The sequence below is a fragment of the Mesorhizobium sp. M7A.F.Ca.CA.002.04.1.1 genome, from assembly GCF_004022805.1.
Lineage (GTDB): Bacteria > Pseudomonadota > Alphaproteobacteria > Rhizobiales > Rhizobiaceae > Mesorhizobium > Mesorhizobium ciceri.
Genome location: NZ_RZPL01000031.1, coordinates 1 through 15,159, shown reverse-complemented (window position 1 = coordinate 15,159; position 15,159 = coordinate 1). Strand labels below are relative to the sequence as shown.

Genomic DNA, 15,159 nt, shown 5'->3' with positions numbered 1-15,159 from the left:
GGTACCTACGCCAGCGCCGGAGCGCGGTTCGGCCCCGACCTGCTGTGGACGGCACCTGTCACGCTGCCGATGATGTATCTCGTCGTCTACCTTTCATCCAAACTTGGCCAGGTTTCGGGTCGCGGGCTTTTCCAGGTCATATCGGACCTCTATCCGCGTTGGCTGCTATGGTCCGTGCTGGTGGGCGTGCTGATTGGCAACACGATCGAGGCAGCCGCCGACCTTGGCGCCATGTCGGCGGCTATTGTGCTGTTCGTTCCGCTGCCTGCTCCGTTGGTCGTCACTGCCGTTGCGGTCGTCATTTTTGCCCTGCAGGTGCTCGGATCGTACAAATTGATCCGAAATGTGTTCCGGTGGCTGGCTCTGGCTCTGCTTGCCTATGTGGTCTCCGCGGTGCTTGCCAAACCGGATGCCGCTTCCATCCTGCGTGGCACGCTGTTGCCACAAATCGAGTTCAGCCGAGAGTACCTGTCCATCCTCGTCGCCATCGTCGGGACCACTCTCTCCGCATACCTTTACACGTGGCAGTCCAATCAGGAGGTGGAGGAGGAGATCGCCAAGGGTCGAACGAGCCTCGAAGAGCGCAAAGGCGCCACCGAGGGTGAACTGCGCCGATCCCGCCGCGATATCCTAATCGGCATGACGTTCTCCAATCTGATCATGTATTTTATCATCCTTTCGACCGGGTCGACGCTCTACAAGGCCGGACACACGCAGATCGAGACAGCGGCACAGGCGGCCGAAGCGCTGCGGCCGCTTGCCGGCGACGCTGCCGGCATTCTCTTTGCGGCCGGTGTAATTGGCGTCGGCTTCCTGGCCGTGCCGATCATGACCGCTGGCGCTGCTTTCGATTTCGCCCAGGCGATGGGATGGAAGAATAGCCTGCATGCCAAACCCCGGCAGGCTCCCAAATTCTACATCGCGATCGGGGTCATAACGCTGGTGGCGGTGGGTCTCAATTTCTTCGGCTTCAACCCGATGAAAGCTCTCGTCTGGTCCGGCATCGTGCAAGGATTTTCAACGCCGCCGCTGCTGCTTCTCATCCTCATCATGACCAACAATCGCAAGATCATGGGCGACAAGGTCAACAGCACAAGCACGAACATCCTGGGCGGCGTGACGACCTTGGCGATTTTTGCGGCGTCGGCGGGATTGGTGGCAAGCTGGTTCCTGTAGCTCGCATGGCATGACAGATGTTCAGGCACGGTGGAACATCGGCGGTCAAATCCCGTTGAGACGCTTGGGAGAAAGGAGGTTGTCCATGTCAAAGTTGCAGGCCGCAACTCCGGACCGTTTAAGGCAACTCAGGCTTGAAGCTTCAGCACATTTCGCTCCGTTGATGCTGAACGAAGCCCTGTTGCGCCTTTCCCATGCCTGCGGAGGCGACAGCCTCGACCGCTTCGAGAAAGCCATGGTTGATCAAATCGAGGCTGCCAAGGACGATCGGGCCGATTTCGAAACGATCAAGGAACTCGCGATCGAGCAGCTTTACGCCCTGGTCCGGAACGCCAACGATTCGCCGAAAAAGAAACAGTCGCTGGAGAAGATCGACACGCGCAGAACGCCCGGCCGGTCCGAAGAACCACGCACGCTCGAGGACCAACTGCAGGCGGGGTTGGAGGATTCCTTTCCCGCGAGCGATCCGCCTTCGGTGGTGTCCACGACCATTTCAGGCGGAGCAAAGAAGCTGGTTGGGACCGACGAGGTTCTGGAGAAGCAGCGGCGACAAGCGTCCAGCAAGGAAGATCGCTCGTAGACCGCGGTGCCGGCTGGGTTGGCGGCAAACCAAAGAGTGCGGACGCGCCAACGGAAACAGCTGACGCCATCGCATCAAAGTTTGACAGCCGCCTCCCGCGCCCAGAGCCGCAGTTTGCGGCATGACTGCACAAACGCAGCTACCGAAGCTGCCGAATCCAGCCGCCTCAGCCCCTCATCGGCATCGGGAGCGACGCCTGCTTTGATCAGGAGCGGCTCGGCCCCGGAGGTGAAGCCGATGAACTTGCAATGCGCAAACGCATCAGACACGAAATCCTTCGCAGCGGCCTCCGTGACCAGTAGCTCGGCGCCCGCCTCGGAGAGGAGCAGCACCACCGCGTCGAACAAAACGGATGGACCGCCGTCGATCATGTGCCTTGCCTCGATGTGGGTGCCGTCGGCGGCTTCGACGCCGCCCACCTTGGGCGCAACCACCTCCATCACCGCGCCTTCCGCTTCGATGGCGGAACGAAGTTCCTCGAACAGCGCGACATCGGCTCCATCGCTGAGCATGACACCGACTTTGCGGCCTTCGAAACTGTCGGGCCCGTTTTGGATGATGCTGAGCGCCGGCGACGGCGGCAAGTCATCGCGCGGTGGAACGGCGGCTTCGGCAGGTTCGGGCATGTCACGGATGCCGAGCTTGTCGGCGACCGTGGTCGCCAGCGTTTCATCGATGTTCAACAAATGCGAAACCATGCGTTCGCGGATCGCCGGTGCCTGGACCTTGCTCAGTTCAAACGTCAGCGCCATCGCGATGTGACGCTGCTCCGGTGGTGTCTGGCTGTTGAAGAATTGCCGGGCCTGGCTGTAGTGATCGGCGAAGCTCTCCGCGCGCAGACGTACTTTCTGCCCTTGTTCGGCATCGGAGAAAGAACGGAAGCCACGCTGCGGATCCTCGCGCGGTCCCAGTCCCCATGAGTTAGGTTCATAGTTGGCGCGACCGGCCGGATTGCGCATGGCCATGTGCCCGTCCTGTTGAAAATGGGCGAACGGGCACTTCGGCGCATTGACCGGCAGATGGGTAAAGTTCGGACTGCCCAGCCGCTTCAATTGGGTATCGAGATAGGAGAAGTTGCGGCCCTGCAGAAGCGGATCGTTGGAGAAATCGATTCCGGGCGGCACATTCTGCGTCATGAATGCAACCTGCTCGGTCTCGGCGAAGAAATTATCCGGCATCCGGTCGAGCACCAGCCGACCGACCGGAATTGGTTCGAGAACCTCTTCGGGAATGATCTTCGTTGCGTCCAGGATATCGAAGTCAAAACTGTCGGCAAACGCCTGATCGAACAGTTGCACCGTCAACTCCCATTCCGGGAAATTGCCGGCCTGTATGGCCTCCCACAGATCGCGGCGATGGAAGTCGGGATCGGCGCCGTTGATCTTGACCGCCTCGTTCCAGACCACCGATTGCATGCCGAGCTTGGGTTTCCAGATGAACTTGACGAAGGTGGATTCGTCCTTGGCGTTGACGAGGCGGAACGTATGCACACCGAAGCCTTGCATGAAGCGGAAGGAACGCGGGATGGCGCGATCCGACATGATCCACATCACCATGTGCATCGATTCCGGCATCAGGCTGATGAAGTCCCAGAAATTGTCGTGCGCCGTCTGTGCCTGCGGAAAAGCACGGTCGGGCTCCTGTTTGGCGGCGTGGATCAGATCGGGAAACTTGATGGCGTCCTGGATGAAGAAGACCGGAATGTTGTTGCCGACCAAATCCCAATTGCCTTCCTTGGTGTAGAGCTTGACCGCAAAGCCGCGCACGTCGCGGGCGAGATCGAACGAGCCCTTGTTGCCGGCAACCGTCGAGAAACGAACGAATGCCGGCGTCTTTTCACCAGCTCGCTGGAAAATGTCGGCACGTGTGTATTTGGCCAGTGAGTCGTAGGTCTCGAAATAACCATGCGCGCCATAGCCGCGGGCATGGACGACCCGTTCCGGGATGCGTTCGTGGTCGAAGTGGAAAATCTTCTCGCGAAAGTGAAAGTCTTCGATCAGCGATGGTCCGCGTTCACCGATCCGCAATGTGTTTTGGTCGTCGGAGACAGGCGTTCCGAGCGCCGTGGTAAGGACAGGCGTGTCGTCTCCCGCGACCTGGTGCAACTCGCCGCCATTTCCGCGCGCGCTATTCTGATCCAGTCCACTTGCCGATTGGCGAGCGGAGGGGCGAGCGGATTTGGCCATGACAGGTCCTCGATCGATACTGGAAGGTTAAAGTGGCAAGCCATCAAACTGCCGGTGAACGGCTTTGTTCCCGTAAAAAAGCGGACGCTGTAGATACCACTGTCGAAGGAGGCGTCGCTGCTGCGGTGATGGTATGCGCCGATCGCATGACAGATATCTCCGCCCGCGAAGAATTATGAAGAGTTGTCTCCAGCAAGAGGAACGAACCAAACTTCCATGCATTTAGCTGAGGCTGCGTTCACACACTCTTTCTGCTGGGAGCTGGACCATTGTCATCCGGAGGCTGCCTTTTGGCCGACCAGGAAACCAATGAAGTTTCCATCGTTGACCTGATACCCGCCCTGCGGGCATTCGCCCGCACCTTCTGCCGCGTCCCCGACGATGCTGACGATCTCGTGCAGGAGACACTGACCAAGGGTCTCGCCAACATCGACAAGTTCGAACCCGGTACGCGAATGAAGTCGTGGCTCTTCACCATCATGCGCAACACCTATTATACCCGGGTCAAGATCGCTGCCCGGGAGGCGCCAGGCCTGCTCGACTGCGCCTCTTCGAGACCAATTTCGGAAGCCACCCAGGAATGGACCGTTCAGAGCAGGGAAGTTCACGGCGCCATTCAAAGACTGCCTGAACACCAACGCGAGGTGCTGATGCTGATCGGCGTTTTGGGAGTGAGCTACGAGGAAACCGCCGACATATGCGGTTGCGCGGTCGGGACGGTCAAAAGCCGCCTGAACCGTGCGCGCGCCAACATCCTTGAACTCCTAGGGGAGAGTTCGCTGGAGACATTGATGGAGAGGAGAAACCAGCTGTCGGACGGTCAGCTCGACGTCGAGGTCGACAGCCGCAGATAGTCAGTTGTTCACGTCGCGCCGACGCTTCTCGACGAGCGCGTTCTGCAATTCGATCGCCAGCTTGGTGAGGCGGTCCGGAATCTTTTCCTGCTCTATGGCTGCCAGCAGGGAGGCAATCTCCCGATCCACCGCCATCTCGACATGCGGATCCGCGGTATCGTCGCTCGAACGAGACATCACATTCTCTTGATAGCGGTCCCTTGATCGTAGTGTGGTGATAAGCGCCCGGCATTACAAGCCTGTGTCCACCGCCGAGAAGCTGACCGGCGGACCCTTGCACAGGTTTATTTCCTTGCTCCTTGGTCGCCCCGCGGACCACAGGCCCGCGCGGTGGCGTTCAGTCCTTCGGCAATCGATTAGCGGCGTAATCCTTCGGACTTGATCCGATTGCCGTCCAGCCCGCGCTCCTCCTTCGAATCGAGGACACTCGTTGGTGCCCTTTGCTCGACATCCGAACTGGCATCGTGCTGTAATGTTCCGTCTCACCGAGCGAGCAAAAAAGCGTTGCCATCCCATGATCGAAACGGCTTCTCACCGTCGATGAGGACCCGCAATTGATGAGCTTGCGCCAGACGGCCGATATCGTCGCGGTCTGAGAAAAGCGATCCGCGATAGGAATAGTTCAGCAAGGCGAGCCAGCCCGGCCGTTTCAGAACGCGCGCAATTTCTTCGAAATGCCGCTCTGCCATGCCGGCCAGAACCAGATAGGGAAAGCTGTCGACCGCCAGCACGCAATCGAAACTGGCATCGTCGAAATCGGCCAGATCGAGACCGGAGGTTTGTCGTAACTCGACATTGCCGAGTGCGGCGCATTGCTCTGAGGCGATGGAGATCATTCGCGACGATATATCGATACCGACCATCCGCTTGAAGGATCTGCACAGCGCACGCTCGAAACGGCCGATGCCGCAACCGATGTCGAGAATGCTCCGTTCCCTTCCGGTGAATTCTCGGGCTTCCAGCCATGCGACGATTTCGTTGGTCGTGGCTGTGAGCCTTTCCACATCGCCGAGGGATGCCAGTTGGACACTCGCGGCTCCCGAAATCGCTGCCGCGGCATCGAAGCTGGACGCCAGCCGCATGACGACAGCGGCATTCGTCTCGTCCTCATTGCGCTCATGGCGAACGGCGCCGCCCGTCGCTCGCAACATGGCAAAGACGTCTGGTTTGCAGCGCAGCAGTCCGGCGACCTTCCGCAATCTTGCCGCGTCGCCGGTATCCGCCGGACGGACTTTCAGCACGACCTCCGCCAATTCCGCTGCCCCAATTGTGGGCGGCAGGTGGAGCGCCAGCCTGACGAGAACACCTTCGGCGCAAATACCGTCGGCCATGCAGTCTTCAACCGCCAGCCTGACCGATGTCCGGCGCTGGGCGCCTTTCGGTGCGGTTACACTCATGGGTCAACTCCGCGTCCAGACCCTGCGCATCGTCCACCTGTCGGCGGCGCCCCAGCCATATTTGTAGGCCTCCTGGCCGCGCAGGAAATCGAACTCGCGCGCATCTTCACGGATCGACTCCACGATTGCGTGGCCAATCAGGATCGCGCCCGGGCTCTCCTCGGCATAAGCAGGGTCGAACCCACCCAGATAAGCGTAGGCACGGCCGCGGTGGTGAAATCCGTAATAGGCACCGATGGTCCTGTCATCGATCGCGAGCAGCCAGCATCGCACCAGACCATGAGCATCGAGCAAGGGAAGCGAGAGCCGATGGAATTGCTCGACGGCGGGGTTGGCCAACACACCCCCTCCGTGTTCGGCCCATCGCACATTGTGCAGGCGGATCAATTGATCGAGGAAGGTTTGCGGACTGCCGTTTGCCGATGACAGCGCAATCCGGCCGCATCTTGATGCCGCCTGGCGCGCCCGACGCAACTGGCGTCTGCGTCTTGCGGGGACGCAGCCTGCCAGCGTTTCGTCGCCGGCGATGGCGAGCACGGGGCAGGCGGCATGGGCGGTCGGCCGATCCATCTCGGGATGCTTCATCGCAAGGGCGACGCTGTCCTGCGGCAAGTCCGACAAGATCCATTGCGCCCACCCGATCGAGAAGATCGACTCGCTGATAATGCCGACAACCTCGGCTTCGATCCCAGGGACAGCCAGGATGTCCAGATAGTCGCTGAGCGAAATGCCGACCGGAAGCAGCTTCGAACCGGCCGTCCCGTGCTCGAGATAGAGCGGCGCCAGCCCGACCAGATCGCCGCCGCGCCAGACCGCGACTGTCGCCAGTTCACCGGGTGCGAATGCGTGCCACCATGGCACCAGCCAGGCGGGAGATTGAAACGGCGTCGCCGAGGGACTCTGCTGCCACAGTTTCCACCAGTGCGGCGTCAAGGCGTCGAACTGCGCGGGGTCACCGATGATTTCGCAGCGCAGCACCGCTTTGCTCACGGCGTCGCAGCCAAGCGCCGGCGACCAGTGCCAAGCTGTGCCAGCGCCTGATAGGCATCCATGTAAGACGAGATCATCCGTTCCAGCGAAAATCGCCGTCGCGCCTCCGCCCTGCATGTCTCGGCATCCAAGCTGGGCGCCGCAAGAATGGCTTGGGCCATCTCGTCGACCGTGTCGACGAGAAAGCCCGTCCTGCCGTGCTCTATGACGTCGGGAAGCGCACCATTTGGAAAGGCGACTACCGGGGTCCCGCAGGCGAGGGCCTCCATGGCCACAAGCGAGCTGGTCTCGGCTGCGAGGCTCGGAATGACCAGACAGCGCGCTGCGTTGAGAAAGCGTCGCTTGGCGGTGAAGCCGAGCGGGCCAAGGAAGCGGCGGCGGCCATCGAGGCGAGATTGGACCTCGTCGCGAAAGTACCGCGTATGCGTTTCGTAGGGATAGACCTTACCGCCGACGACCAGCGGAACGCCTGCTAGTTTGGCTGCATCGAGCGCCAGGTGAATGCCCTTCTCCGGGCAAACCCGGCTCAGAACCAGGGCAAAGTCGCGCTTCGGCTGCGGCAGGTTCAGTGCTTGGATGTCGACGCCGTTCGGAATCGGTGCCGTCAGCCTGGCGCCTGATGGCGCGGTTTTCTGCTGGCTGGGTGAGACCGCATGAAGCCAGAGGTCGCCACGCGTCGGGCGCAATGCCGCGGCCGGATACCAATCCAACGGCAGGTGGAGGGTCACCAAGGTCGGACCATCGTCGGGCAGATAAGCGTCGAAATCGATGCCGTGCAGATGAACCACATCGATGGGCCATCGGGCGCGGGCAGCGGCGATCGCTTTGCGATGGGCCTCTTGCGCGCGGCGCTTCGCCGCCTCGTCGAGCATGCCGTTTTCGGCCGGTATTTCCACAAGCGTGCCGCTCGTGCTGGAGCCACGGCAAGCAATGACGATAGATCGATGGCCGGCGTGAACCAACGCCCGATCGAGCATCGACAGAACCTGTTCGGCACCGCCGACAGCGTCGGGTCCGACGGGCGCGAGAGGGTAGGCGACATTGAGGACGGTGAGTGTCGCGGCCGGTTGCGTCCCGGTGCCCTGCGCCGCATCCCCACCTGTCAGTGGTGTTGCGAAGTCCGGCATCTGATGCATGGGCAGCATGACGATTTCACGCGGCCGAGGCCCGCCGCGTGGGGAGCGAGGCGGATGTCATGCCAGGCGCATAGCGGCGGATCATGGTTGAGCAGAATTCCGCGAACTCCTCCGGCACCAGTGGCGGGCTGGTGTGGTGGGGCATCATTCCGCGATGCTGAGGTGTGAAGCAGAAGGTGACCGTCACGTCGAAATCGGCGAGTGCTTCCATCTGCCGGTCGAACCAGTCCAGCGCATTCGGCCGAAAACTGTCCGCCCAGGAAAGCCCGGTACGCATATTGGTGACACCCAGCCGCTTCAGCCAGGCGACAGCGTCGTCCAGCCGCGGATCTTCGAAATGAAACCACTGCACCAGTCCCATTGCGGGTGTATAGCGCAGGAATTCCTCCAGCGCGGGCTTTGGCGTGCCGTCCTGGCGCAGCAGCCCCATATGGAAATGACGGTAATAAGAGGAGCCTTCGGCTTCGCGGTGACGCGTCGTTGCTTCCCATTCACGCGGAAGATCGTAGAGGCTGTACCACTGGACGCGTGGTGCATTGCCGAGCAGCAATTCAGCTGTTCGCTTGAGCCCCCAGACCTGGATTTCCTCGGCGCCGAAGGTCGATACGCCGACTTCGCTGACCCAGATGGGAAGGTCGGTGACGGTCGCGATCTCGCCGATCTTCTGCGGCCATTCCTGGATTTGCCACAGGTTCCAGTCGAGCGGAAAGCCGTGCACGGCGACGGCGTCGACATGATCCAGCACGCCGAATTCCTTCATGCGGGTGATGAATCCCGGGTCTATCGGCGAGATGCCACCGAGCACTTTGGTCAAAGCCGGGTTTTCAGATGCGATTGCGTCCGCCGCCAGGATTGCCATCCTGGCGAAGCGGCTCCAGTCGGGGTCGAGCTCGGGATCCCAATGCGATTTGTTGTTGGGCTCGTTCCAGATCATCGCGGCTTCAATCATGGCGCTGTCCTTTCGAGGGGTAGACGGGACCGCCACTGGCCGGGTCGCCTGCGGCCCGGCAGAAATAGACCTCCTGCTCAGGGTGCAGAACGATCTCGAAACCGGCGCTGCGCAGCATCGCTTCGGTGCAGGCTCGATTGGGTATCCACCAGTTGGTCGGGTCGTCGGCATAGCGGTGCTCGATGAAATGGAGCTTGGGAAATTCCGGCCGGTCGAACAGGTCATGCGTCCAGAAATGATAGTTCTCTTCCATCTCGGGAAGATCGGTGCTGCCGCGCTGCATGGACTGGAAGATCATCAGATCACCGGCGACATGCTCACGGATAAGGTCGAGCGCAAGCAACGGGTGGCGCAAGTGATAAAGCACCCCCATGAACAGCACGATATCGAATGTTTCGCGCAGGGCGCCGACGTCGTAGACCGACAGTTTCTGGAATTCGATCTCGCAATTGGCGATCTCGGCGGCAAAGCGGGCCTGCGCCAGATAAGCCTCATCGAAATCAATGCCGAGGACACGGGCAGCACCTCGCCGTTTCATCTCGATGGAATAGAAGCCGGCATTGCAGCCGATATCCAACACCGTCTTGCCTGTCAGATCCGCGGGAATGGCCTCGGCGAATTTGCGCCATTTGATCAGCGGGTAATTGCCGAGAAAATGGTTGGGAGCGGTTTCGACACCGGCCAGTTCCATGTTGTGGAACCATGGGCCGAGAGCATCGATACGGCGGCGGATTTCGGCATGGGAATGCAGCATGGTCAGGCTCCTTCGCCGGGAACGACAGGCACATGCGGGTGTGCTCCACCCACAAGCATGGCGGTTTGGCGTTGTTCGGATGCGACGCCCTCTTCGAGCAGCCGAAGAGCCGTGCGATAGCCGTTGAAGGTGCCGACATCGACGTAGGAGACTCCGGCCCTGACACCGTAGGCTTCACCGCCGGCAGCCAGATAGGCATTGATCAGGGTGCCGATATATTCGTCACGCCGGTCCCGTTCACGCCAGAGTGCAGCGAGTTGGTGCAAGATCCGGCCCGGCATCTTGAACGCCCCCCAGATCCAGTTCGTGGCAGCGTCTTGCCGCTTGACCAGAATTTCCTTCACCCGATCTCCCTCGTCGAGAACCACGGCATCGAAAAATTCCGGGCGGTCCACCGGGAAGAGCAGAAACGATAGGGAACTATCCGGCAGGCAGGAGAAGCCGTCCTCGGGGAACCAGATCGTATCGGGCAAACCAATCAAAACCGTCTCGTCGGGCGCGACGAGAGGCGCTGCCCGAAAAATCGCATCGCAAAGTCCAACAGGGTTGGGCTGCACCACGAACAGAGCCGCAGCGTCACCATAGCCGGCGGCGTAATATTCGAGAATGTCGGATTTGCCCGATCCGATGATGAAACAGATCTTGTCGACGCCGGCGCGCACCATCCGCCGCACCAGGTACTCGCTCACCGCGCAGGGACGCTCCGTCTGTCCATCGATCCGACTGCCTACCGGCAGCAGCTCTTTCGAGAAGCCGAGCGGTTGAATGCGGCTGCCGCGCCCGGCAGCGGGCACAATGCCCAACATCAGACTGCTTCCATCATCGGTTCGCGGGGAGATCTTTGAAAGGCGTCGTTTAGAATGTGGTCCAGCTCCGCCGCGCGCCGGGCAGAAGTGTGTTCATCCAGAACCCGTTCGCGCGCACGGGTTTTGATGGCATCGAGTTCATCTGCCGGCAAGGCGAGCGCCGCGACCACGTCATCGGTGTCGTGGGCCAGCAGGATCTCGCTGCCGGGTTCGAAGAAGCTGCTCAGGCCAGGCCAGGTGTCGGTTATGATCGGCACCCCGCATGCCGCCGCTTCGAACAACCGGCCCGAAGGACACCAGCCTTTTTGCACCATCGCCTCGCGGGTGACATTCAGCGTCAGTCGGGAGGATGAGAAAAACGCCGGATGATCGGCCGGTGGCAGATGCCTGACGAAGAAGATGTTGTCGCCCCACGGGAATTCCTGCGGATACTGTGCGCCGCCGATGATGAAGCGCTGATCCGGTAGACGCGCGGCGGTGCGGACCAGCAGCTTTTCGACGCCGGCCTGGCGATCCGCCGCGTAGGTCCCGAGATAGGACAGATCACCGGCGAATTCGGCCCGCTTCTCTGCCGGCCGGTGTTGGTCGGGATCGACGTGCCCATAGAGCGGCACCACATGGCGCGCACCCAGAACCGTCTTCAGCGCGTCGACCGCCGAGCCGCCGGTGTAACTCAGGACGAGGTCGAAATCGGCAAGACCCTCAGGGCCGAAATAGGGTGGACGCTCACCTTGTTCGATGCGGGCAAGCGTGACCGGAGTGTCCAGATCGTAGAACACACGCAGTCCGCGGCCTGCCTGCTGCGCCAGCCGCGAGGCGTCCACGGCGTCGGGACAATAAGAGGTGACAATAACGACATCCGATTGTTTGACTGTTTGCTCCGCGACCCGGCGGATGTCCTCCCAGTCCGGGTAGAGCACGACGTTGCCGCCGTCCAGGCGATCAAGATCGCGCGCTCCGGCATAGTAGGGCGTGTCGCGTTCGAAGAAGGTAACGGACCAGCCGCGCCGGGCGAGGGCTCGGATCAGTCCCCTCCATAAGGTGGCATGGCCGTTGCCCCATGAAGACGTGACGGTAAGACCGAAAATGACCATCTGCATCCGGCAAATCCTCGTCAGGCAACTTCGTTCAATCGGATCAGCTTCGCCCCCCAGTCCCCCGATACGATCGTCGTGATCGAAGCGGGATCGATGTCGAAGCGAAAGCAGTCGCCGGCCGGCAAGCCAAGGACCTTGCAGACGGCGGCCTTGATCACATCGGCGTGGCTGACCAGGGCGACACACTGATTCGGATGCTGCTCGTGGACAGCATTCATCACCGCGACGACGCGCTGCTGGACATCGTGCATGGTCTCGCCACTCGGTGTCCTTGCCACTTGCCGCTGATCATTCCAGGCTCGCCAGCTGGCGTCGCCATTCAGCTCATCGAAAGTCTTTCCCGACCAGTCGCCGAAGTCGATCTCGTCAAGTTCGGCGCAGATCGCGATTTCTCCGACACCGCAGGCGAGCGCAATTGGCAGCGCCGTCTCTCGGGTACGCTCGCGCGGGCTGCACAAGATCGCGACGATGGGCTCCCGGGCCATGCGGCAGCCAAGCTGCGTTGCCTGCGCCTTACCGGCATCGCCGAGGCAAACGCCGTCCATACGGCCTGCCAGATAGGAGCCGACATTTTCGTGTGCCGCATGGCGGATCAGAAAGAAGGTCGTCGTCATTCTGCGGCATCGAGCAAAGGCTCGTCCTTGCCTGCGATAAAAGCGAGCGTGCGCTGCCGCGCTTCGGCGTCGGTGAACTGTTCCGGAGGCGACTTCATGAAATAGCTGCAGGGACCGGTCAGCGCGCCGGCTATGCCGCGATCGAGCGCCAGCTTGGCGCAGCGTACCGCATCGATCACCACGCCGGCCGAGTTGGGCGAATCCCAGACCTCCAGCTTGAGCTCGGCATTGAGCGGCACGCCGCCGAAGGTCGTGCCTTCGACCCTTATATAGGCCCACTTGCGATCGGTGAGCCAAGGCACATGGTCGCTCGGGCCGACATGGATGTTGCCCGGCTCCAGGGGAACATCGAACTGGCTGGCCACGGACTGTGTCTTGGAGATTTTCTTCGATTCCAGCCGCTCGCGTTCCAGCATGTTGAGAAAATCGGTGTTGCCGCCGAAATTCAGTTGATAGGTGCGGTCGATGCGTACGCCGCGTTCACGGAAGAGATTGGCTAGCAACCGATGCACGATGGTCGCGCCGACCTGGCTCTTGATGTCGTCGCCGACCAGCGGCAGCCCGCGCTGCTCAAAGCGCCGTCGCCATTCCGGACGTGAGGCGATAAAGACCGGTATGCAATTGACGAAGGCGCAGCCGGCCTCGAGTGCGCATTCGGCATAGAAGCAGGTCGCCTCCTCGGAACCCACCGGCAGGTAGGAAACCAGCACGTCAGCGCTGCTGTCACGCAGGATCTCGGTGACATTGGCAACCGGCTCGGGAGCTTCTTCAATCTCGTCGCGCAAATATTTGCCGATCCCGTCCAGCGTCGGTCCGCGCTCGACGCGAACGCCGGTTGTCATGGCGTCGGCAAAGCGGAACGTGTTGTTGGGGGCGGCGTAGATCGCTTCCGCGACGTCGAGGCCAACCTTGCTCTTGGCGACATCGAATGCGCAGACAATCTCGATGTCGTCGACGTGGTAACCGCCGAGGTCGGCATGCATCAGCCCAGGGATTGGTTCGTTGCTTTTAGCGTGACGATAGAACGAGAGGCCCTGCACCAGGGAGGATGCGCAATTGCCGACCCCAACGATACCAACACGAACCTTTTTCGATCCCACGAAACCGCCACCCTATGTTGTTCAAAGGTAAGTTCCTGGCGCCGAACCATCAGCTTGCCGGAATGTTCCTCCACCCATCGAAAAATTGCGCGAGACAGCATGGATCGAAGCCGCATCCGATGCGTTCCCGCACGGCAAGCATTGGAAACCGATCGATGATCGTCTACGGCGACCACAAGCGGACGCAGGACGCACAACAGCTTCGCGAAGCAGCAGGCGAAATGGCCGTAAGACTTGATCGGATGTCTCATGGCATCCGACGCCATGCTGCATTGGTCGGACTGTTCATCAGCGTGTCGGAGCTGGTTCAGGCGCTTGCCGACGTCGATTTCGGAACCTGCGGCATCGACATTTTTTCGCCACGGCAACAGCAAGGCGCCAGGCTGCTGGTCGGGCTTGCGGCAGAGGTAGCGAAGTCGTGGCGAAGCGGTTTCAACGTTGGCGGTGGCATCGATCCGGGACTTCTCAAGCTGCTGGCCGGGCTCGACTGTCAGGCCGAGGTTCTGACCGGCTCCGCTGAGGGTTATGCGCATTATGCGCTTTATCCCGAAAGCTATTTGGACGCGGCGCAGAAGTCGGGGCTCGATGCGAACACATGCGTTATCGGTGTCCGCAGCATTGGCCTTGGGCTCGCAGCTATGGTGGCGGCCTCGATTGGCGCGCCTGCGCCATTCAGCGTTCGTCCGATCGGCCATCCCTTCCACAGGCACATCAACGCCGATCCGCGGTCGATCACCGCTTGGAAGAACAATCCATCGGCGCGTTTCGCCGTTGTCGACGAGGGTCCCGGCCTGTCCGGCAGTTCGATGCATGCCGTTGTCGTTTGGCTGCGTGAACTGGATGTCGATACGGACCGCATTCACCTGTTTCCCAGCCATTCAGGCGGCCCGGGCAGCGAAGCGTCGCCGGAGGCTCGGGAAACGTGGTCGCGCTGTCCGAAACATGTGGCGACGGCGTTTGAATGCACCTTCTCCGAAAGCTCGAAAATTCCCACGCTGCGCGATTGGGTGGCCGAGGCGGTCGGCAGGCCGGAATTAAACCTGACCGAACTATCTGGTGGCGAGTGGCGGGCCGCCCACTATGCCGACGAAGGACGCTGGCCGCCGAGCCCACGCGGTACCGAGCGGCGTAAATTCCTGGCGTCCGCAGGGCGTGACCGCTGGCTCGTCAAATTCGCCGGCCTCGGCGAAACCGGACTCCGCAAGAAACGAGCCGCGGCGATGTTGCATGAAGCCGGGTTCGGATCGCAAGTTGTCGCGCTTTGCCATGTCTTTCTGGTTGAACGGTGGATTGATGGCAGCACGATGGATCAGGCGCCGCTGCCCAGGGAAAAACTGATCGCGGAGCTCACAAACTACCTGACCTGGCGTGCGCTCAATCTTCGAACTTGCGAACCGGGTGCATCATTGCTTGCTCTCGCGGAGATGGCTGTTTCCAATGCGTCGGAAGCCTTGGACGAGAAACGCGCAGCGACGTTGCGCGGTTGGCTCTCGAAACCGACCTCCGCGCATGTGCTGCAG

The 15,159-nt window shown here is 61.1% G+C and carries 15 protein-coding genes; 4 read left to right on the top strand and 11 right to left on the bottom strand.

The genetic code is table 11. The features are described 5' to 3' along the window. Both ENZ75_RS03260 and ENZ75_RS03255 read left to right on the top strand, forming a co-directional pair. A partial coding sequence (locus ENZ75_RS03260) for an Nramp family divalent metal transporter (RefSeq protein WP_245481125.1) occupies positions 1 to 1,176 on the top strand: 1,176 nt, incomplete at its 5' end. Positions 1,177 to 1,261: 85 nt separating this feature from the next. Beyond that, positions 1,262 to 1,756 carry a hypothetical protein gene (locus ENZ75_RS03255; RefSeq protein WP_013533214.1) on the top strand — a complete coding sequence of 165 codons (495 nt, stop codon included), beginning with the start codon at positions 1,262 to 1,264 and terminating at the stop codon, positions 1,754 to 1,756. A gap of 74 nt (positions 1,757 to 1,830) precedes the next feature. Here the strand turns inward: ENZ75_RS03255 and ENZ75_RS03250 are convergent, their stop codons facing one another. Beyond that, positions 1,831 to 3,942: a catalase gene (locus ENZ75_RS03250; protein WP_063170145.1), complete on the bottom strand. Its 2,112-nt coding sequence runs from the start codon at positions 3,940 to 3,942 to the stop codon at positions 1,831 to 1,833. 290 nt (positions 3,943 to 4,232) lie between these two features. Here ENZ75_RS03250 and ENZ75_RS03245 point away from each other — a divergent pair, with 290 nt between their 5' ends. Then, positions 4,233 to 4,796, top strand: coding sequence for a sigma-70 family RNA polymerase sigma factor (locus ENZ75_RS03245; protein ID WP_013533212.1), 564 nt, complete (start codon positions 4,233 to 4,235; stop codon positions 4,794 to 4,796). Here ENZ75_RS03245 and ENZ75_RS03240 read toward each other — a convergent pair whose 3' ends face one another. From ENZ75_RS03240 to ENZ75_RS03195, 10 genes are all read right to left on the bottom strand, one after another. Beyond that, on the bottom strand, positions 4,797 to 4,973 hold the full coding sequence (locus tag ENZ75_RS03240; protein ID WP_081714227.1) for a hypothetical protein: 177 nt from the start codon (positions 4,971 to 4,973) through the stop codon (positions 4,797 to 4,799). A gap of 305 nt (positions 4,974 to 5,278) precedes the next feature. After that, entirely contained in the window at positions 5,279 to 6,193 is a 915-nt protein-coding gene (locus ENZ75_RS03235) for a class I SAM-dependent methyltransferase (RefSeq protein WP_063170146.1), read from the bottom strand. A gap of 3 nt (positions 6,194 to 6,196) precedes the next feature. Beyond that, positions 6,197 to 7,183 carry a GNAT family N-acetyltransferase gene (locus ENZ75_RS03230; protein WP_063170147.1) on the bottom strand — a complete coding sequence of 329 codons (987 nt, stop codon included), beginning with the start codon at positions 7,181 to 7,183 and terminating at the stop codon, positions 6,197 to 6,199. Continuing rightward, positions 7,180 to 8,319, bottom strand: coding sequence for a glycosyltransferase (locus ENZ75_RS03225; RefSeq protein ID WP_245481124.1), 1,140 nt, complete (start codon positions 8,317 to 8,319; stop codon positions 7,180 to 7,182). The genes ENZ75_RS03230 and ENZ75_RS03225 overlap by 4 nt, the downstream gene beginning before the upstream one ends. Positions 8,320 to 8,335: 16 nt before the next feature. Next, complete coding sequence (locus ENZ75_RS03220; protein WP_063170148.1) at positions 8,336 to 9,268, bottom strand: hypothetical protein; 933 nt, start codon at positions 9,266 to 9,268, stop codon at positions 8,336 to 8,338. Further along, the gene (locus tag ENZ75_RS03215) at positions 9,261 to 10,022 is read right to left on the bottom strand and encodes a TIGR04290 family methyltransferase (RefSeq protein ID WP_013533206.1); all 762 of its coding nucleotides are present in this window, start codon (positions 10,020 to 10,022) and stop codon (positions 9,261 to 9,263) included. Before ENZ75_RS03215 ends, ENZ75_RS03220 begins: the two co-directional genes overlap by 8 nt. A gap of 2 nt (positions 10,023 to 10,024) precedes the next feature. Continuing rightward, positions 10,025 to 10,828, bottom strand: coding sequence for a sugar phosphate nucleotidyltransferase (locus tag ENZ75_RS03210; protein ID WP_063170149.1), 804 nt, complete (start codon positions 10,826 to 10,828; stop codon positions 10,025 to 10,027). Beyond that, positions 10,828 to 11,928 carry a glycosyltransferase gene (locus tag ENZ75_RS03205; RefSeq protein WP_063170150.1) on the bottom strand — a complete coding sequence of 367 codons (1,101 nt, stop codon included), beginning with the start codon at positions 11,926 to 11,928 and terminating at the stop codon, positions 10,828 to 10,830. The genes ENZ75_RS03210 and ENZ75_RS03205 overlap by 1 nt, the downstream gene beginning before the upstream one ends. Before the next feature lie 14 nt (positions 11,929 to 11,942). After that, positions 11,943 to 12,539, bottom strand: a complete 597-nt coding sequence (locus tag ENZ75_RS03200) for a histidine phosphatase family protein (protein ID WP_063170151.1) — start codon at positions 12,537 to 12,539, stop codon at positions 11,943 to 11,945. Next, a complete protein-coding gene (locus ENZ75_RS03195; RefSeq protein WP_013533202.1) occupies positions 12,536 to 13,639 on the bottom strand; it encodes a myo-inositol-1-phosphate synthase in 1,104 nt (367 codons plus the stop codon). The genes ENZ75_RS03200 and ENZ75_RS03195 overlap by 4 nt, the downstream gene beginning before the upstream one ends. Positions 13,640 to 13,794: 155 nt before the next feature. Between ENZ75_RS03195 and ENZ75_RS03190 the strand changes: the two genes are divergently transcribed. Next, a partial coding sequence (locus tag ENZ75_RS03190; RefSeq protein WP_128277884.1) for a hypothetical protein occupies positions 13,795 to 15,159 on the top strand: 1,365 nt, incomplete at its 3' end.